The sequence below is a fragment of the Clostridium beijerinckii genome (assembly GCF_018223745.1).
Taxonomy (GTDB): domain Bacteria; phylum Bacillota; class Clostridia; order Clostridiales; family Clostridiaceae; genus Clostridium; species Clostridium beijerinckii.
The window spans coordinates 5,423,696-5,443,813 of the sequence record NZ_CP073653.1; the positions used below are offsets into that span (position 1 = coordinate 5,423,696).

At 29.0% G+C, this 20,118-nt stretch carries 15 protein-coding genes and 1 riboswitch; of the genes, 4 read left to right on the plus strand and 11 right to left on the minus strand.

Annotated features, from left to right (window positions below):
* Nucleotides 1–371: 371 nt before the first annotated feature.
* Nucleotides 372–1,256: a 4-hydroxy-tetrahydrodipicolinate synthase gene (gene dapA / locus KEC93_RS23990; protein ID WP_012060929.1), complete on the minus strand. Its 885-nt coding sequence runs from the start codon at nt 1,254–1,256 to the stop codon at nt 372–374.
* A gap of 206 nt (nt 1,257–1,462) precedes the next feature.
* Here dapA and KEC93_RS23995 point away from each other — a divergent pair, with 206 nt between their 5' ends.
* Both KEC93_RS23995 and KEC93_RS24000 read left to right on the plus strand, forming a co-directional pair.
* Entirely contained in the window at nt 1,463–2,638 is a 1,176-nt protein-coding gene (locus tag KEC93_RS23995; protein ID WP_023974359.1) for a cation diffusion facilitator family transporter, read from the plus strand.
* Between the two features lie 256 nt (nt 2,639–2,894).
* Nucleotides 2,895–3,701, plus strand: coding sequence for a DUF2628 domain-containing protein (locus tag KEC93_RS24000; protein WP_077868297.1), 807 nt, complete (start codon nt 2,895–2,897; stop codon nt 3,699–3,701).
* Between the two features lie 501 nt (nt 3,702–4,202).
* On the opposite strand, the gene KEC93_RS24005 is transcribed toward KEC93_RS24000, so the two are convergent.
* The 10 genes from KEC93_RS24005 to KEC93_RS24050 form a co-directional block, all read right to left on the minus strand.
* Nucleotides 4,203–4,925 carry an amino acid ABC transporter ATP-binding protein gene (locus KEC93_RS24005; protein WP_077868296.1) on the minus strand — a complete coding sequence of 241 codons (723 nt, stop codon included), beginning with the start codon at nt 4,923–4,925 and terminating at the stop codon, nt 4,203–4,205.
* On the minus strand, nt 4,912–5,571 hold the full coding sequence (locus KEC93_RS24010) for an amino acid ABC transporter permease (protein ID WP_077868295.1): 660 nt from the start codon (nt 5,569–5,571) through the stop codon (nt 4,912–4,914). Before KEC93_RS24010 ends, KEC93_RS24005 begins: the two co-directional genes overlap by 14 nt.
* 759 nt (nt 5,572–6,330) lie before the next feature.
* The gene (locus KEC93_RS24015) at nt 6,331–7,167 is read right to left on the minus strand and encodes an ABC transporter substrate-binding protein (RefSeq protein WP_077868294.1); all 837 of its coding nucleotides are present in this window, start codon (nt 7,165–7,167) and stop codon (nt 6,331–6,333) included.
* Nucleotides 7,168–7,717: 550 nt separating this feature from the next.
* Nucleotides 7,718–9,892: an RNA polymerase recycling motor HelD gene (helD, locus tag KEC93_RS24020; protein ID WP_077829084.1), complete on the minus strand. Its 2,175-nt coding sequence runs from the start codon at nt 9,890–9,892 to the stop codon at nt 7,718–7,720.
* 357 nt (nt 9,893–10,249) lie between these two features.
* Nucleotides 10,250–12,382 (minus strand): ATP-dependent zinc metalloprotease FtsH, encoded by a 2,133-nt coding sequence (gene ftsH / locus KEC93_RS24025; RefSeq protein ID WP_077867718.1) that lies wholly within the window; start codon nt 12,380–12,382, stop codon nt 10,250–10,252.
* Nucleotides 12,383–12,591: 209 nt separating this feature from the next.
* Nucleotides 12,592–12,816 (minus strand): DUF3006 domain-containing protein, encoded by a 225-nt coding sequence (locus tag KEC93_RS24030; protein WP_065418510.1) that lies wholly within the window; start codon nt 12,814–12,816, stop codon nt 12,592–12,594.
* 207 nt (nt 12,817–13,023) lie between these two features.
* Nucleotides 13,024–13,566, minus strand: coding sequence for a signal peptidase I (gene lepB / locus KEC93_RS24035; protein WP_077867720.1), 543 nt, complete (start codon nt 13,564–13,566; stop codon nt 13,024–13,026).
* A gap of 207 nt (nt 13,567–13,773) precedes the next feature.
* Complete coding sequence (gene lepB, locus KEC93_RS24040; protein WP_065418511.1) at nt 13,774–14,358, minus strand: signal peptidase I; 585 nt, start codon at nt 14,356–14,358, stop codon at nt 13,774–13,776.
* Nucleotides 14,359–14,699: 341 nt separating this feature from the next.
* A complete protein-coding gene (gene lysA / locus KEC93_RS24045) occupies nt 14,700–15,995 on the minus strand; it encodes a diaminopimelate decarboxylase (RefSeq protein WP_012060940.1) in 1,296 nt (431 codons plus the stop codon).
* A 315-nt stretch (nt 15,996–16,310) separates the two neighbouring features.
* Nucleotides 16,311–16,481: riboswitch (Lysine riboswitch) on the minus strand.
* A 178-nt stretch (nt 16,482–16,659) separates the two neighbouring features.
* Complete coding sequence (locus KEC93_RS24050) at nt 16,660–17,334, minus strand: beta/alpha barrel domain-containing protein (protein WP_023974373.1); 675 nt, start codon at nt 17,332–17,334, stop codon at nt 16,660–16,662.
* Nucleotides 17,335–18,181: 847 nt separating this feature from the next.
* Between KEC93_RS24050 and KEC93_RS24055 the strand changes: the two genes are divergently transcribed.
* Both KEC93_RS24055 and KEC93_RS24060 read left to right on the plus strand, forming a co-directional pair.
* A complete protein-coding gene (locus tag KEC93_RS24055; RefSeq protein WP_077867717.1) occupies nt 18,182–19,177 on the plus strand; it encodes a DUF1700 domain-containing protein in 996 nt (331 codons plus the stop codon).
* Nucleotides 19,174–20,100, plus strand: a complete 927-nt coding sequence (locus tag KEC93_RS24060) for a DUF4097 family beta strand repeat-containing protein (protein ID WP_077867716.1) — start codon at nt 19,174–19,176, stop codon at nt 20,098–20,100. The genes KEC93_RS24055 and KEC93_RS24060 overlap by 4 nt, the downstream gene beginning before the upstream one ends.
* The last annotated feature ends 18 nt before the right edge of the window (nt 20,101–20,118 follow it).

Genomic DNA, 20,118 nt, shown 5'->3' on the forward strand with positions numbered 1-20,118 from the left:
CTTATAGCCAAAGAATCAAATCCATCAAAATTACCAATGAAACATTCCACAAAAGTATATTACCCATTTCTATTTGGGATATATTTCATAGTATAAATCCAGCTTATAATTGGCTTATCTATAAAATAGTTTGATGCAGTAAAATGGTAGACAAAAAAATTCTTACGCATCTGCCTCGTAAAATATATATTTCTGACATTTCCAATAATTATCTATAAATTTAACTTTTTATAATTTCTTTGTAAAGAACGAAAATAAACGCCCGAATTTATAATATCCAAGCGTTCATTAATATATTGCTTATTTATATGAATTATTTTATAAATCTAAATTAAATATTATTTATCTATACTTAAAATACACACTAAAACTTATATAAGATTATTTTTAGCAAGTTCTTCACGTAATTTTTCTAGATTCTTGCCTTCCATTGGGAATAATGGCATTCTAAGTGGTCCTACGTTATATCCCATAATTCCTAATGCAGTCTTTACTGGAATTGGGTTTACTTCTATAAATAACGTATTTATAAGATCTAAATATTTTGTTTGAAGGTTACAGCTTTCTTCTACTTTTCCTTCAAAATATAAACTACAAATTTCATGCGACTCTTTTGGCATAATATTTGAAAAGACTGAAATAACGCCTTTTCCCCCAAGTGATAATATCGGAACTATTTGATCATCATTTCCAGAATATATATTAAGTTCATCTTTGCATATCGCTTTTATCTTTGCAATCGCTGAAAGATCCCCACTAGCTTCTTTTGTTGCAACTATACGTGGATGCTTAGCTAATTCTGCATATGTTTCAGGTGCTATATTAACTCCTGTTCTTGATGGTACATTATATAGAATTATTGGGATATTAACTCTATCCGCAATATAATTGTAATGTTTTATTAAACCAGTTTGAGTAGTTTTATTGTAATATGGTGTTACTAATAAAAGTGCATCTGCACCAACGCTTTCAGCGTATTTTGATAATTCAACAGCATAAACTGTATCATTAGACCCTGTGCCCGCAATAACTGGTACTCTTTTATTTACATATTCTACTGTAAATCTAATAACTTCCCTGTGTTCTTCATCAGTCATAGTTGAAGACTCACCTGTAGTTCCTGCAATTACAATTGCATCTGTACCATTCTCTATATTAAAATCAATTAGTTTTTTTAATTCAGAGAAATTAATTCCATCTTCTGTAAAAGGTGTAACAATTGCAACTGCTGCACCAGTAAATATAATATCCTTCATAAAAATTGCCCCCTCGAATATTTTCTATATAAATTATAACACAGTAAAGTGCTACTATAAACTTAGAATATATTTAAAATATGAAATATATATTTATTAGTGTTAGATTGCTTAACTTCTGGTAAAAAAATACTTGCTTAACTAAAAATATTTAATATAATAGATGTAATGCTTATTGGTAATTTCTTATGATTGGAGTGTATTTCATGTTTTTTGAACTTATAGTTAATAAATTTGTTAAGGATAATTCTAATGTTAAAGATGACACAGTTAGAAATTCTTACGGTGTTCTTGGCGGTATCATAGGTATTGTAGTAAATATTATTTTATTTATAATAAAACTTTCTGTTGGAGTAATAGTTTCGAGTATAGCTATAATGGCTGATGCTTTTAATAACCTTTCTGATGCAGCCTCCTCTTTAATTACTATTTTAGGTTTTAAACTTTCAAATAAACCAGCTGATAGAGAACATCCCTTTGGTCATGGGCGGATAGAATATCTTTCAGCACTTATTGTTGCCTTCATGGTAATGTTAGTTGGTCTGCAATTTATAAAATCTTCATTTGAAAGAATAGTTAATCCATCACCAGTTGCTTTCGAGTTAGTTTCATTTATTCTGCTTATAGTATCAATATTTTTTAAGATTTGGCTTTCTAAATTTAATAAATTTATTGGTGAAAAGATTAATTCCTCTGCTCTAAAAGCTGCTTCTACAGATGCTCTAGGGGATGTATTTACCACTACTTGTGTGGCTATTTCATTTTTAGCTTCAAAATTCACTTCTTTCCCTATAGACGGATATATAGGAATGTTTGTTGCATTATTCATTGTTTATGCCGGTTTCAATTTAGTTAAAGATACTATAAATCCACTTTTAGGAGAAGCGCCAGATCCAGAACTTGTTGAATCCATAGAAAGAATGGTTTTGTCTTACGATAACATCCTCGGCTCACATGATTTAATAGTTCACAATTATGGTCCTGGTAAATGTATGGCATCTATTCATGCTGAAATTCCTGGAAATATTAACGTTGTAGATATTCACGAAGTAATTGATAAAGCTGAAAGAGAAATTTCAAAAGCACTTAAGATTTACTTAGTTATTCACATCGATCCTATCTGCATTATTGAAGGCGAAGTCAAAGAAGCTTATGATGAAATTCTATCCATAATTGAAAAATATGATTATATAGAGTCAATACATGATTTTAGAGTAGTCGGTGAAGGTGATATTAAGAACTTAATTTTTGACGTTGTTATTGAACCATCAAAAAAACTTTCTATAACTGATACTGAACTTATAAATATAATATCTGAAGGAGTAAAGAAATATCATCCTTCTTATAACTGTGTCATTACTATAGACAAACACTACACATAAAAATACAGCCGTTATTTCAAACCAAGAAACTTCTAGTTTGAAATAATGGCTGTACTTTTTCTATATCGCTGCATCCCATTTAATACATATTCTTATCCTTAAAACTATAAGTATAAATAAAGCTAAAACTCCACCTAAATTTTTTCAATTCATTATTCCTTTTTACCCTATCCTATTTGCTGTCCTTCTCATTGTTAATTGGATAAATTTGTGATATCCTTTTAGTATTAAGTGCTATTAAAAGGAGGATATAATTTTGAAATGTCCACATTGTTCAGAAGAACTAGGAATAAATGATGTGTGTATAAATCCTATGTGTTCTTATTTCGGTAATACGATTAAAAATACTGAAAAAACTAATATAGATTATACTGAAGAAAACTTAAATAGTAGAGTTAATGCTGATATTAAAGTAGATCATGTTGAAAACAACTCCAAATCTAATGATAACTTTAATCAAACAAAAGTCTATCATAATAGAAATGACTATTATAATAATCAGAATACAAACAAATTTAAAAATATATATTCTATTCCTTACAATAAAAGCAACAATATTTCTCGAGACGAACTAGCTATCTTTATTGGTAATAATAGCGGTTTCTATATTAAGCACCTCAACAAATATAACGATAAACATAAATTTTTATCTTGGAACTGGCCATGTTTTTTCTTCGGTTACTATTGGTTATTATACAGAAAACTTTATATTCCAGGAGCTGCTTTGATACTCTTAACCTTAGTATCTTCAGCGATTTTTCCAAAGGGAATACACTTATCTTTGCTACTACTCATAAGAATTATATTAACTTTATATGCAAATTTTATTTATCTTAACAATTGCGAACGTAAGATTAAAGACTTCAAAATGAATGTTATCAATATACAAAATCTCAGCAATACTGAATATATAAATAAATTACGTAAAAAAGGCGGAGTTAATTTAGCCGCACCATTAATTGTATTAGCTCTCCATATTATGTTTATAGTAATTTCACTTGGCATTTGGCTTTCAACTAGGATTACACCACATAAATTTTCTTCTCCTTCGTACTACTTTTAGCTTGTTAAACTAAAAGTTCGAATACGTTAAGGCTAATACAGCCTTATGCTTAAAACCTTTAGCGAAATTTTCATAAGTTTCCCAAATAATAATTCTTATAATTTCGGTAAATTCCTACTCTTAGTTAGGGTATCTATAGATAGCGCAATCATAAACTATAATACTTAGACTATGAAATATCTTCTAACCAGAAATGAGTGATATACTTTTGTGGAATGTTTCATTGGTAATTTTGATGGATGTGATTCTTTGACTATAAGTTGTTCCAAATGTGCTAGTTCAAAGCTTGTTCTTTGAGGCTAGCACTTTGGGTGCAACTTTATAGCCTTAGAATCACCCATCAGAATTACCTAGAAACTGGAACAAAAGTATATTATTCATTTCGGTGAGCTATACGCATAAGTATGGATTATAATTAGTTTATCTATATTAAAATTTTAGGCGTTCACCATAATAACTAATAAAAATAGTTATTTGGTGAACGCCTTGTTGTATAGTTAATTATAAAACTTTAGATAAAAAGTCTATTGTACGTGGGTTTTTAGGATTCTTAAATACTTCCTCTGGAGTCCCAGATTCTAATATTTTTCCTTCATCCATAAATAATATTCTATCTCCAACTTCTCTTGCAAATCCCATTTCGTGTGTAACAACTACCATTGTCATACCTTCCTTTGCAAGATCTTTCATAACATTTAGAACTTCTCCAACCATTTCAGGATCTAAAGCAGATGTTGGTTCATCGAATAACATAACATCTGGCTGCATAGCTAAAGCTCTAGCTATTGCAATTCTTTGCTTTTGTCCACCTGATAATGATGATGGGTAAGCATTTATTTTATCTATCAAACCAACCTTATTTAATAAGCTTTCTGCTATATTTTTAGCTTCATCTTTAGAAATTCCTTTTACTTTAATAGGAGCTAAACATATATTTTCACAGACTGTTTTATGAGGAAATAAATTAAATTGTTGGAATACCATCCCCATTTTTTCTCTCATCTTATCTATATTAGTTGCCTTTGATGTTATATCCTTATCTTCAAAAGTGATTTGTCCAGATGTAGGAGTTTCCAATAAGTTAAGACATCTTAAAAATGTACTTTTTCCTGATCCAGAAGGTCCAATTACAACTACAACTTCACCTTTACTGATATGCTCATCTATTCCTTTTAACACCTTATTTTTTCCAAAGCTTTTATGTAAATCTTTAACGTATATCACTTGCTTTCATCCTCCTTTCAACATAACCTAAACATCTTGTCAAAGTGAAAGTTAAAACAAAGTAAACTACTGCTGCTACAATTATTGGTTCTAACCCTAAAGCTGTATTTCCTCTTACAATACTTGCATTGTACATAAGTTCTGCAACACCTATAACAGAAACCATTGATGATTCTTTTATTACAGAAATAAATTCATTTCCAAGAGCAGGTAATATATTCTTAAATGCTTGTGGAATTATAACATGAACCATTGCTAACCCTTGATTCATTCCTAAACTTCTAGCTGCTTCCATTTGACCTTTGTCCACTGCTTCGATTCCAGCTCTTATTATTTCAGATATATATGCTGCTGAGTTTAATGCTAAAGCTATTGATCCAACAGTCATATCAGGCATATCTATTCCTATAAGCTTAGGTAATCCTATATAGATTATATAGATTTGAACTAGAAGTGGAGTACCTCTTACAAATTCTACATAAGCTGCTGCTATATAGCTTATTGGTTTAAATTTTGAACGCCTTAAAAGAGTTAATGCAAGACCCAAGATTGTACCAAATAGCACTGCAAAAAATGCTAATACAATAGTGATTTCTGCACCTTTTAAATAATATTCAGAGTATTTTCCTAAAAATGTAAAATTCAATATTTTCCCTCCTAGTTCTTTATCTGATGTCTAGCCACTGTAATATTCTCACAATATATGAAACTCCTCTTCCTAAAGTCAGATGAGTAACCGATTCACACTGAATCATATATTTAGGCTACCTGCTTAAGTAATATATACAGTAACACGACCCTAAATAAGTTCAACTAATATCCAGCTAAGGACTCCCCCATCTGAATCAAGCTTCACTTAATAATACACATATAATAAAATAGTCACTAATTTTTAATTATAAGACATTATCTGATAATTTTCAACTGTTGTTAATTTCCAATATAAAAATAAATTTAAATATATATATTTCAAAAATAATCCTTCATCATAATTCTAAAAATATTACAAGAATTTTAGCCACAATTGTGAATTGTGAAACGTGTATTGTGAATTTACAACATATATCTAATACTCAAAAAAATAACAAGCTATGATGTCAGTATATTTTGCATTCTACTATACTGGTATGTATTACCTTATAGTTTTTATATGCTAAAAACTTTCATTACTTAGTACAAGGTAAAACTTCTCAGGTGAAGCTCTCTTTATCACCTGATTTCAGTTAAACTCATACCCACAACGGGTACAAAGTGATTTTAAATAATTCCAATATAACTTCTGAAATTTTAAATAACTTTCATGAAGGAATAAATCATATTATCTAAATTCACCTTGTCAATAACAAAATATATACTACATCTCTAACTCGTTATTTTCTATAGTATTTCTTAGTGTCAAACAATATTAGTCTACTAATTTATTTACATCTACCACAAATTGGTTTATCTTATCTTCATCTTTTAATCTCTTTATTGTCTTATTAACTTGCTCTAATAAATCTGCCGAGCCTTTTTTCATAGCTACAGCAGATCCTCCATTTGGATCTGTAATCTCCAATTTATCTGCAATTGCAATACCTTCGTTTTTTTCAACATTTATTTTGGCAACTGGTTGTTCAGCTAAAACCGCATCAACTTTATTGTTCTTTAAATCTAATATTAAATCAGTAACCTTGTCTAATGACTTAATATTTGCTGCATCAAAGTTATCTTTTGCTATACCTTCTTGTATTGAACCTTTTTGCACTCCAATTTTCTTTCCTTTTAGATCTTCCATTTTAGTTATTCCAGCTTCATCACCTGATCTAAGTACAAATCTATGTGTCGCATTATAATATATATCTGAGAAATCTGCATTTTGTTTTCTTTCATCTGTTGGAGTCATACCTGCAAATACCATATCTATTTTATCTGATTGAAGTGCTACTAACAATCCATCAAACGCCATATCTTTTATTTCAAGTTCTACTCCTAAATCTTTTGCCATTTCTTTTGCAATTTCAATATCAAATCCAACTATTTGATCTTTTCCATCTATTTCTTTATGGAATTCATATGGTGGATAATCTGCGCTTGTTCCTATTACAAGCTTACCTTTTGATTTTATTGCCTGTAATGCAGAAGCATTACTGCTTGTGTTTTCTTTGTTTCCTTTAGTGCTGTTTCCACAGCCTACCATACCTATTGCAATAACCGATGCTGCTGCAATAGCAACTAATTTTTTTACTATACCAACTTTCATTATTAATACCTCCAAAACTTTTCTCTACTAACGATAGCATAATTATACACACTTTTTTATATTTACTCAATAGAAATATGATAAAAAGTTTAATTATTATTCATTAAAATTAAATTTATCCTCATTACTTATTATATATTTAAATATATATTTTATGTATTGGAAATAGTTATATATATTAGTATTATAAGGCTTGCAAGCTTGCTTTAAGCGTTTTTTAATCATTTTAAAATTATAAAAAAATTTTATTTAGTATTTCTATAATTTAAAATTCACAAAAAATTATGAAATTTTATTCTCATTAAATTTATATTATAATTTTTCACTTTGCATACTTTATGAAAAATTATTCACATAATAAAAAATAAAAGCGGCACCATCATAAATATCATGTTATCGGTGCCGCCTACTTATTATTTAAAATTGATTATCTAGTTTAGTATATATAAACTTTAGATAGCATAGCTCATTCTATATAAAATTCTTTATTTTATATAGCCGTATAGCTTTTAAGATAATAAGGCCTGAGAGTTAAGTTTTTATAATGTAACTATATTAAATACTTAACTGCAGACAACCTGTGCAACGCCCTAGTACACATTATATATTTAACTAACGGTTCGATCTCTTCACTTTCTACTATTATAACTCCATCAAATTCTAATCCTTTTGCTAAATAAGCTGGTAGAAGTACTTTTCCACCCTTATACATAATATCATCATTATCTAAACTTTGAACATTGATCTTTTCTTTAATAACATGAGAGAATTTATTCAATTCATTTTTATCCTTAAAGATTACTGCAATATTCTCGTATCCCTCTTCTTCATAATCTTCAATTAATGATATTATTGTATCAACAAATTCCTCATTATTATAAACTTCTTCTTCAATAACAGGTTCTCCTTTTCTAACCAACGGAACAATCTTGTCTTTATCCAAGAATTTATTTGAATATTCCATTATCTCTTGAGTTGACCTATAACTCTTATTTAACTCATACTTTGTAATCTCCACATTAAGATCTTTAAATACATCATCAAGGTGAAGCATTGCTGGTTCTTCACTAGTTGTTATTAATCTCTGATTTGAATCACCGACAATTGTATAACTCTTACAACCTGTTATTTCTTTAATTATTTCAAATTGAATAAAACTATAATCTTGTGCTTCATCAATTACAATATGCTTTATCTCATTTTTTACTTTTATACCTTTTAACTTAATCATTAAATAAAGTATGCCAGATAAATCCATATAGCTTAGTCTTTCTTTATTCTCACCTAAGTCTTCATTATTAATATTTTCTAAGTCATTAATATAGTTTTTATCAGTATCTAAATTAACAATTTTCTTATAAATATCTATTACTGGTTCGTACTTAATCCAAGTATCTAATTCATCACGAGATTTCATAACCGCTCTTACAATTTCTCTTATCTTAATTCTTTTTAAATATTCTAGATTATTTTTTTCTATTTCAAGTTCATTCTCTGATAAGCTGCTAATCTTTTCTTTAAACTCAGCATTTATCTTATAAACTTCTTCATCTCTCTTATCTTTTATTTTAGATATTAATATTCTTTTTATTTTCTCACTTCTTCTAAACAAAGGCATATCCTTATAATAATTTGTAAATAGTTCCTCTATCTCTTTAGCTGTAACAATCTCTTCTTTCTTAAATCTAATTGGTTGTATCTTAAAATATTCTTTATTTAAAATTTCTAAATTAGAATTTAATAAATCAACAAATGCCTTAGAGCTCTTATATCTATATTCTTCTAAAGTATCATCTTTTCCGTTCATAGCATCTTCAATATAGCTACCGAAACTCTTTACATTTTCATATTTTAAATTAATTTCTTTCTTTGCAAAATTTTCAAAGGTTGTTTGTTTAATATTACTTTCTCCAAGCGAAGGCAGTACTTGAGCTATATAATCCATAAAAATGTCATTAGGTCCAAAGATTAATACCTTATCTCCAAATTGTTTTCTAAAATTGTATAGTAAATATGATATTCTATGAAGTGCGATAGTTGTCTTTCCAGAACCAGCAACCCCATTTACAACAACTATTTTATTTCTATCCTCTCTTATAATCTCATCTTGTTCCTTTTGAATAGTCATTACTATATCTTTTAATTTATCTGATGAATTATCCGTTAAAACCATTTGTAGTATTTCATCTTTAACATCTATGGCTGAATCAAATACTCCCTTTAACTGACCTTTCTTAATTACAAGTTGCTTTCTTGATAATATGTCTACTTCTATTTCTCCTGAAGGTGGATTATAACTTGATTTACCAAGAGTTCCTTTATAAAAAAGTGATGCAATAGGTGCTCTCCAATCAACAATTAATGGTTCAAAACTATTTTCAAGCGTCAATCCATATCTACCCACATACATATCTTCTGGAATGTCTTCTCCTTCTTTAAACGAAACCTTTCCGAAATAAGGTATTTCCTTAAGCTTTGTATATTCCATAAGCCTTTTGTCAATTGTTCTATAAGCTTCTTCCTTCACATAATTTTCATGATCAAAATAATCTATAATCTGGTCTTCATCATCTTTATATTCCTCAACGTATTTTTTTCTAGCCTCAAGGATATAGCTTGTGACATTCTTTCTTTTTTCTAAATACTTTAAAATTTCTTTATTTAGAATTTCTAAAATTTCACTTAGCTTTTCCTCTTCTCTTATAAAATCTACTTGTTTGCTCAATATTGTGACCCCCTTAGATCAATAGGCAGTTAATTCATCACCTTGAAGTATTATATAGGGTGATTAACTACCAATAACTAATCTTTTATTTCTTCCTGTGAAATATTATTATACCCTTATGCCAATATTTTCACACAAATTCCATGAATTTTGTATTGTTAATTATACATTTAAACTATAAAATGCACAATGTATGGCTAAAAACTCTTTTTAGGTTTCATTCCTCCACTGTGCATTAAATACTATATTTACATTTTTATAGTTCTCTATTTCTAAAAGTATTATCTTATGAAGAGCCGATGGCTTTTCTTCATTAACTTATCACTTGAAACCTGCCATTAATGTCAACTTGTTTCTTTAAATATTATCAGTTTCAGAATCCTTTTTAGCAGTTTCCTCTTCTTTAGATATAAATCTATCATCATTAATATTTTCAGCTGCGCCCTCTGCCTTAGCGTCACTTTCCATAATTATAGATGTTTGATTACTTGCTATTAATTCTGATTTCGCTAAATCTTGAAAATCTCTTTGTGACTTTTCAGACTTATCATCTATAACAATATCTAAAGCATGCTTTTTAGCTCTTCTTTCTGCTAACTCTTTTACTCTCTTTTCGTTCTCTGATTTTTCCTTTTCTTTTTCTTCCTTCATTTCAGGATATTTTTCATAGACTAAATCAAAGAATTCTTCTCCAAATATTGTTTCTTTCTCTAAAAGTACTTCCGAAATTTTATCTAATAAATCTCTATTATCTCTAAGAATCTGTCTAGCATTTGCATGAGCATGCTTTATTATTCTTAGTGTTTCTTCATCTAAAATAGTAGAAGTCTCTTCACTACAGTTTCTGACAGCTCTACCATCTAGATATCTATTTTGCACTGATTCTAAAGCCATCATATCAAATCTATCACTCATTCCGTAAATAGAAACCATGCTTCTAGCCTGTTGAGTAGCTCTTTCTATATCATTTGAAGCTCCTGTAGAAACTAAATCAAATACTTCCTCTTCAGCAGATCTACCACCAAGCATTACAGTAATTTGATTTATTAATTCTTCTCTAGATGTCAAATATTTTTCTTCTTCTGGTAATTGCATAGTATAACCTAATGCTCCCATAGTTCTAGGTACTATTGTTATTTTATGTACAGGATCTGCTCCTTTAAGCATCGCTGCAACAAGTGCATGCCCAACTTCATGGAATGCAACAACTTCTCTTTCCTTAGGTGATAGAATTCTATCTTTCTTTTCTTTACCTGCAATTATAACCTCAACGGCTTCTCTTAAGTCCTCTTGAAGAACTGTTTTTCTTCTTCTTCTTACAGCTCTTAAAGCACCTTCATTAATGATATTCGCAAGATCGGCCCCTACAGCACCTGGAGTACTCTTAGCTATTTCAGCTAAATCCACATCAGGTCCTAGCATTACATTCTTTGCATGAACATGAAGTATAGCTTCTCTTCCTTTAAAGTCTGGCCTATCAACTATAACTCTTCTATCAAATCTACCTGGTCTTAAAAGAGCCTTATCAAGTATTTCTGGTCTATTTGTAGCTCCAAGTAAAACTACACCTTTAGATGAATCAAATCCATCCATTTCAGAAAGTAATTGATTTAAAGTTTGTTCTCTTTCATCGTTACTTTGCATTTGATTATCTCTGCTCTTACCAATTGCATCAATTTCATCTATAAAAATAATACATGGAGCTTTAGCTACTGCATCTTTGAATAATTCTCTTACTCTTGATGCTCCAACTCCAACGAACATTTCAACAAAACTTGAACCTGAAAGCGAGAAAAATGGGACTCTTGCTTCTCCTGCAACTGCTTTTGCAATAAGAGTCTTTCCTGTTCCCGGAGGTCCTACAAGTAAAACACCTTTAGGTAATTTAGCTCCAATTTCAGTATATTTAGCTGGCGCATTTAAGAAATCTATTACTTCTTTTAAGGATTCTTTAGCTTCTTCCTGACCTGCCACATCATCAAAAGTCACTTTTATTTCACTTTCCATGTAGACCTTAGCGTTATTTTTACCGATGCCCATGACACCGCCTCCGCCTCCGCCCATCTTAGAGAATAAAAATCTCCACATGAAGAATATAAGAACCATAGGCAATATCCAAGTAAGGAGAATATTCATCATTGGTGATTCTTTAGGATTTTTACCTGTAAAATCAATACCAGCTGCATTAAGCTTAGTTATTAATGTTTCATCCTTTACATTTGCTGTATACAAAGTTTTTCCTTTGTACTCTTCATTATCTTCACTTGGCGTTATTAATAAGTTTTCTGTAGTTATAGTAACTTTAGAGATCTCTTTATTATCAAGCAATCTTAGAAATTCGTTATAAGTAATCTCTTTTGTTGTAGCTTCTTCTCTTGCATAATTAAACGCCATCAAAAATGCAAAAGCTATTAAAAAATAAGTAATTGCTATAGTAAAAGAATTCTTATTTTTGTTATTCTTTTTATTACCATTATTATTATTCTGCATCTAATCACCTTCCCATTATATTTATTAATCATTATGTCCAATACTGTACTACTTTTATATTCATCAATTTCCTATATAAGTAACACAATTTCAGACAATATAGCATTTCATTTACCTTTTCACCTTTGTTACAAGTTAGGCTAAATATCAAACTTAATTATATCTGAATTGATTTTAAATTTATATTTTATTAATATTCATAAATCAGCTCATTCTTCCCACATATCTTTCATCTTATTATCTATTTGTTTTTTGCGAATTTCTGTGGACTTTTTATCTACTTTAAAATATTTATTATCTATATTAATTAAAATATCTCCTTCTTTAAAATCCCCTGTAACATTCCTAATAGATATTTTATCTATATCCCCATTTTCCTTTTCAATTATAACATAATTTCCTTCTACTCTATCTATTATATACTTTTCACTCACTTAGCATCCTCTTTTCACAGTATAAATTAATTCCAAGAATAGTGAATAGCTTACTTAGAGAGCGAACGCAAGTAAGTTTTCCTCTAATCACCTAAATTATACAGTATATCTATGAAAATATCACCAATAACTCTTAGTAATCACTAAAAAATAACAAGTGAGCTTGCTAGTCTATCTTGCACCATATTATATTCTTAAGTCTTACTATTAATTTAAGCTTCCAAAATCTTTAAATGGATAGAATTTTAATACAGCTCTTCCTTCTATATTTGAGGCATCTATATATGGATTAATCCATCTTCTTGCATCATTTGATCGGCTCCTATTATCTCCTAAAAAGAAAAACTTATTTTCAGGCACATCGAAAACCCCATCAAAATTTTCATTATTTTTTACATAATCTTCTTTAATATCTGATCCATTTACAGTAACAGTACCGCTGTGTATTTCAATGTGATCTCCCGGAAGACCTATAACTCTTTTTATAAGAACCTCATCAAGTTCCTTTGAATAGAATACTGCTATATCTCCTCTATTAATCCTACTAGTGTCATAAATTCTAGTTACTATTAATTTATCGCCAATATTTAAAGTAGGAACCATTGATTCACTAGGTATATATACGGTGTAAATCAAAAATTTATTTATTAAAAAAGCCATTCCTATAGCTGCTATTATAGGAATTATCCACTCTCTAAAGAAAGTGCTTTCAAACGAAAAACTTCCTATAATATTTTTATTAGATAGCAATTCTTTATTCTCTTTTTTGTCTAATTTTTTCTTTAGAAAATCGTTATCTGACTTATTAGTGATGTTATCAGAACAATTTAAATCTATGTCCTTTGATTCCATTACATAATCATTTTCATTCATTAAATGTTCTCCCTTTTGCAAGATTCGTTTATCTTATACCACATACTAAGTAGTATTCACACTTTATAAAAAATTTAACTCATATTACTTTAATATTTCAAAATCTTTTATGGGATAATACTTTACTTGAGCCTTTCCTTCTATATATGATTCATCAACATAAGGATCCTTCCAATACCTAGAATCATCTGAGTTAGCTCTATTATCACCTAAGAAGAAATACTTATTATCTGGTACTTTAAAACTTCCATTGTATATCTCATTATTTTTCACATAGTCTTCCTTGAGCTCCTGACCGTTTCTATAAACAACACCATTTTTAATTTCTATAACATCTCCTGGAAGTCCTATTAATCTTTTTATTAAAATTTCCCCTTTAAATTCGTCATTTTTAAATAATACAATATCTCCTTCTTTTAAATTTTTAGGATTATGTACTCTAGTCACTAGCAATCTGTCTTTAACTTCTAATGTTGGAATCATAGATCCGCTTGTAATCCAAACACCGTATCCCACAAAATTCCATACAAGAAGTGCTATGCAAAGAACAACTGCAATATCAATTATCCATTCATTTAATATGGACTTCTTTTTTTCTTTTTTATCTGCTACAATTTCATCTTCGTTATTTTCTGCCACAATATTACCTCCATATCCCAAATTACACATAATTTTTCATTAATACCCCATTTTTCATAATCCTTAATTATATAAATCATTTCACTTAAAAAGTTCTTGATCGCGCTTCGCGCTTTTTTCTAATTAAAATGATCTTGGTTGCGCTTCGCGCTTTTTTCTAAATTAAAATGATCTTGGTTGCGCTTCGCGCTTTTTTCTAATGTGCATATTTTAATATGCTATATTAGTATAACATATTTTACTATCTAAAATATTTATAAGATGTTAATTTTATAACAAAAATATGCACCAATCTTAAAAATTAGTGCATAATCCTTTTAGGAAATCTATATAATTTAAATTCTTACTTAAACATATTCAAATACTTATATCTATTCAACATCATTCTTTAATAGATCATCATAAGATTCTCTTTTGCAAATAAGTCTTGTTTCATTATCTTTAACCATTACAACCGCTGGCTTTGGTATTCTATTATAATTGCTTGACATAGAATAACCATATGCTCCTGTAGTCATTATTGCTAGAATATCTCCGCTTTTAACTTCTGGAATTTTAATATTTTCTAATAATATATCTCCCGATTCACAACATTTTCCTGATATTGTAACTGTTTCTTCTCTATCTCCTTCAACTCCACTTGCAAGAATACATTCATATTCTGCATTATAAAGAGCCGGTCTTATATTATCAGTCATTCCACCGTCTACTGATACATATTTTCTAACACTCGGAATTTCCTTGACTGATCCTACAGTATATAAAGTTGTTCCTGCATTAGCTACAATACTTCTTCCTGGCTCTATTGTAAGAATTGGCCTTTCTTGACCTGTTCTCGCACACACTTCATCAACTTTATTAATTATTGTGCTGCAATATTCTTCAGTACTTCTTGGTTCGTCTCCCTCGGTATAATATATACCAAAACCTCCGCCAAAATCTACTTCGTTTATTAGGTAACCTAGGTTTTCCTTTGTATTTCTCACAAGTTCTAACATTATTTCAACAGCATCTTCATATGGCTCTAAGTCAAATATTTGCGAACCTATATGACAATGTATTCCTGCAAGATTTATATTCTCTAAACTTATAGCTTTTTTAATAGCATCTTCTATTACAGTACCAACTGGAGCAAAGCCAAATTTTGAATCTATTTGTCCAGTCTTTATATAATCATGAGTATGCGCTTCAATACCTGGTGTTATTCTTAAATAAATATTTTGTACCTTATTATATTCTTTAGCTATATCATTTAATGCGTCTATTTCGTAATAATTATCTACTACAAAATTACCTACACCTAGTCTTACGCCAAGTTCAATCTCAGATAGAGTCTTATTATTTCCATGGAACATAACTTTTTCAAGTGGAAATTCAGACTTATATGCAGTGTATAATTCCCCCCCAGATACAACATCAAGACACATATTCTCTTCCTTCAATAATTTACACATTTGAAGTGTCAAAAATGCTTTTCCTGCAAAAGCTACTCTATTATTATTCTCTTCGCACTTGAAATATTTTCTATAATCCCTACAGTATTCTCTTATTAAATCTTCATCAAATACATATAACGGACTCCCATATTCTCTCACTAAATTTTTAGCACTGATGCCTCCAATCATTAATTGATTGTCTTCTACTTTCATTGTTCCAAACAACTTCATTTGATTAACCCCCAAATTATATTTTATTAGCTATTGCTTCATTGATTAAAATAAATCACAACACCAATTTCAATAAAAAATATCCGTTTTTTGCATTGCCTCCGGATTATTGCTGTTGTATTAACTAATAATTATAATAAAAAACAAACGCCACAGAGTGTATCTGTGACGAGTGGTAGATCTTTACGCTAAATTTATGCACAATATTTTCATTAATTATCAATTCTTCGCAAAAGATTAATAAATGAATTTGAACGTCTATACTAACAAAATCATTATTATTCTTTTCAAACTGTTAATTTATAACTGAAAAAAGTACCTTGTAGCTCAACACTCTTCGTGACAGTTATTCACATATTCTATGAATACCCAGAAAAAGATTATCGCATAATAATCTATTTTCTTCGGCTGTAATACCTTTTAGTATAAATCAACGTTTGCCAACTCCTCATACCTACTATTTATTGCAGCACCTCTACCCCAGGTCATGTTATATATTATATTATTAGAATTCATTAATATTTTAATATTAATGACATTATAAATCATTATCTGCACAATATCATTTTATTAAACTGTTACAAATATGATACCATAAATTAAACTTAAAGCAATACTTTTTTAACTTTAAATTAATGGTATAAAACCCAAGCTTATTAAGTTCTTATTCTTTCCTATACTCATCCATAAGATCTCCCATAATACTTGCTGATGTTGGTGGCGTAAAAGTTATAGCATTTGCTCCAGCTTGAATTGTCTCTTTAATTGACTCTTCAGTTGGTCCTCCAGTTGCTATTATAGGAAACTCTGGAAATCTCTTTCTGATATTTCTGACTATATTAGCGGTATTTCTTCCACCTGAAACATTAAGTATTGTAGCTCCAGCTTCAATCCTTTTAGTAACATCTTCATCTTCAGAAATGACCGTTACTATTACTGGTATATCTATTGTTGACCTAATCTTATTAACAATTTCATTACTCGTAGGTGCATTTACAACAACTCCCATAGCACCTTTAAATTCTGCATCCATAGCTAAATTCACAACTCTTTTTCCTTGTGTTATTCCTCCACCTACGCCACAAAAAACCGGAACATCAGCTGCCATAACAAGTGCCTGTGTTATTACAGGCTGTGGTGTAAATGGATATACCGCAATAATTGCATCAGCATTGCTATTTCTTATTAATGCTACATCTGTACTAAATAGCAATGATTTTATTCTCTTCCCAAAAATTTTAATTCCACCACAATTTCTTATAACTGCTGGAACCTCAATTACATGATTCCTAAGCGTACCCTTTATTTGAGGAATATATTTAACATCTTTATTGGTCATAATTTTTATCCCCTCCCCATTAACTATCGGTTAGATTTTTATAATAAATTTCTCTAGTTATACATTTTTCTTTTATTGTCTTTATAGTTATACTTTCCTATAAATTAAACCTCTATTAAAAATTTTCTAAATTAAAATTATCTTTCGCATATATACTTATAATTATAATATTTTTAAAATAAATCACTTATCTTCATACAATATGTTAAATTCCATTAATTACTATTTATATTATACTACTTTCTCGTATTTCTTAAAGTTAAATTTTATTTATCCACAATATCCACAGTTTTTATCCACAAATATGTGCATATTGTTTATAAATACATATCATTAAATTTCTCAACGAAAAATTGTTAGGAAAGACTTTCTACAAATTTCTCTCTCTATAATCAATTATCTCCATATTTATTGAAATCAAGTCCATAATTAATTCTAAAACATTCATAAAGAACTAATTGAATATCATATTTGACAATTAAGTTATCCACAGATTTTATACTATTATCCACAGTATAAACAAGCCTTATATTTACAAGGCTAAGCCTTAGTTTTATTTTATATCATTTAAGTTTGTCCACAAGTTTATTCACAAAACTTCTTGTTGACGCGTATAATTACGAAATTCGATTTTATAATTAATCATATTTATGTGGATAATAATAGCACTACCAATAAAATACTATGGGCATACTTAAGAATTTCTTAATACTTTGTTAATTTCTAAGTTACAACACCTTAATAAAACATTAAAGTATAAAGTAATATCTTGTGATCTTTTCATTCCTATCATATACTTTTAATCAGGAAATATATTCTGAAGTTAGGTAAAAGGAGATTTATTGTAATGACCCAAAATGAATTTTTCAACATTTTAATGGATGGTTTAAAAGACTTTCCTGAAATAAAGCTGCAAGATATTATTTCTTATTATGAAAATTACTTTAAAACTAGATTAACTGTTGGAAGAACAGAAGACGATATAGCAAAGGAATTAGGTGATCCTAATTTAATAGTTAATAAACTTAGAAATGAACATTTGCATATTACCATTACCTTAGATAATTTAACTAATAATGCTAGCACTGAAACTAGCGACGAGATTTCTAACATAGATGCCACTGATGTGAGCACTGATAATAAACATATCAATGCATGTCACAATTTTAAAACTGATAAAAAGTTCAGTAATATCTATTCAGAAAACAAGAACGATTTAAAAACTGATTCCAACTTTAATGATTTTAAGTCTAATAATTCTTATGCTTCAAATGATTGTTTTTATGACCTTCATAATGAAAATATATCACTTGATATTCAAAAAAGCAATTATAAATGTGCTGAATTAAAAGAATCAAAATATAATATCAATAATGAGAATAACTTTAAACGCAGTAATCATATTTCCTTCATCTCAGAATTTAATTTTAATATGCGTCAAATAATGAGTATTTTTAATAATAAATCTAAAAATAAGATTTCTAACTTCAATATAAATATTATCTTAAAATTTTTTATTGTAATCTTATCTTTAGTAATATTCTTTCCAGTTATAACTGGTGTTATTGGCTGCTTTATCGGACTCTTGGGAATAGCAATAAGTATTTTTATCGCTAGTATTGGAGTACTAATTGGTGGAACTTTTACAAACTTTTTTACGCTACCTAATATTCCAGCATTTGTCTCGAATTTTCCATACCCGGTAATAGTACTATTTTCTTTAGGTTCACTCTCATTATCACTGCTTTTAATGATTATATTTTTCTATCTCTGCAAATTTCTCATATTAATTTTGGCTAAAACATATAAGTTCTTAAAGTTTAAAGGTGGGGAGTCGCTATGAAAAAGAAATTCATTTCTTCTAATATGAAGATATTTATGTTAATACTATTACTTCTATCCATTACATTTTATACTTCTGGATGCATTGCTCTAGTTCAAAGTGGCTACAAACTTTCTAACTACGCCGATGAACTTCATCTAAGCCCCAGTGCCTTGGAACATAATTTGAATTTTAACAATTTCAACTTGGATTTTAATACTTCATATCTGTCTAAAGATTATGTCCTAAATGATAATGTCAATGAGATCGACTTCAGCTTAAACTCGCAAGATATTAAAGTCGTTGATTATGATGGTGATGATTTAAAAATTCAAATCAAAAGCAACAATAATATTTCTAATGACTTGTATGAAATTCAAAGTGGTAATAGATTAGCTTTCAACGCTAGATATGATACTCCCAGTGACGCAAGTATTTCAGTAAGTATACCTTATAATTTTAAAGATAAGAGCACTTTAAAAATAACCACAAGCAGCGGCGATATAAATATTTCTAGCTTATCATTAAATACACTTAATCTTTCATCTACTAGTGGATCTATAGCTCTTTCAGATTCATTTTTAAATTATTTAGACTTAAATAGTTCCAACGGAAATATAACCTTTGATAACATAGAAACATCAACTGAAACCAAACTATCTTCTTCTTCTGGTGATATTATTGGAAATGGTAACTTAGGAAGTATAAATGGAAATACTTTATCTGGAGATATCAATTTGAGAATGATTAATTCCTTGAACAATATGTCTTTAAGCTCTCATTCTGGATCCATACACTTATCTATACCAGAAGGCTCAGGCTATAAAATAAACTACGAAACGAAATCTGGAAGCTTAAATTCTCCTAACGATAAATTATCTTCCGGCGATGAAAGTTCTCTTATAAATATTACTACTGAAAGTGGAAATCTTAATATAAAGTAAAATTTTAATGCACAATGA

What these genes read in the sequence shown, in the direction of transcription:
- lepB (WP_065418511.1), bottom strand. Translation starts at nt 14,358, where the DNA reads ATGTGTAATTTGGGATATGGAGGTAATATTGTGGCAGAAAATAACGAA.
- KEC93_RS24055 (WP_077867717.1), top strand. Translation starts at nt 18,182, where the DNA reads ATGACCCAAAATGAATTTTTCAACATTTTAATGGATGGTTTAAAAGAC.
- KEC93_RS24050 (WP_023974373.1), bottom strand. Translation starts at nt 17,334, where the DNA reads ATGACCAATAAAGATGTTAAATATATTCCTCAAATAAAGGGTACGCTT.
- ftsH (WP_077867718.1), bottom strand. Translation starts at nt 12,382, where the DNA reads ATGCAGAATAATAATAATGGTAATAAAAAGAATAACAAAAATAAGAAT.
- dapA (WP_012060929.1), bottom strand. Translation starts at nt 1,256, where the DNA reads ATGAAGGATATTATATTTACTGGTGCAGCAGTTGCAATTGTTACACCT.
- lysA (WP_012060940.1), bottom strand. Translation starts at nt 15,995, where the DNA reads ATGAAGTTGTTTGGAACAATGAAAGTAGAAGACAATCAATTAATGATT.
- KEC93_RS23995 (WP_023974359.1), top strand. Translation starts at nt 1,463, where the DNA reads ATGTTTTTTGAACTTATAGTTAATAAATTTGTTAAGGATAATTCTAAT.
- KEC93_RS24060 (WP_077867716.1), top strand. Translation starts at nt 19,174, where the DNA reads ATGAAAAAGAAATTCATTTCTTCTAATATGAAGATATTTATGTTAATA.
- KEC93_RS24015 (WP_077868294.1), bottom strand. Translation starts at nt 7,167, where the DNA reads ATGAAAGTTGGTATAGTAAAAAAATTAGTTGCTATTGCAGCAGCATCG.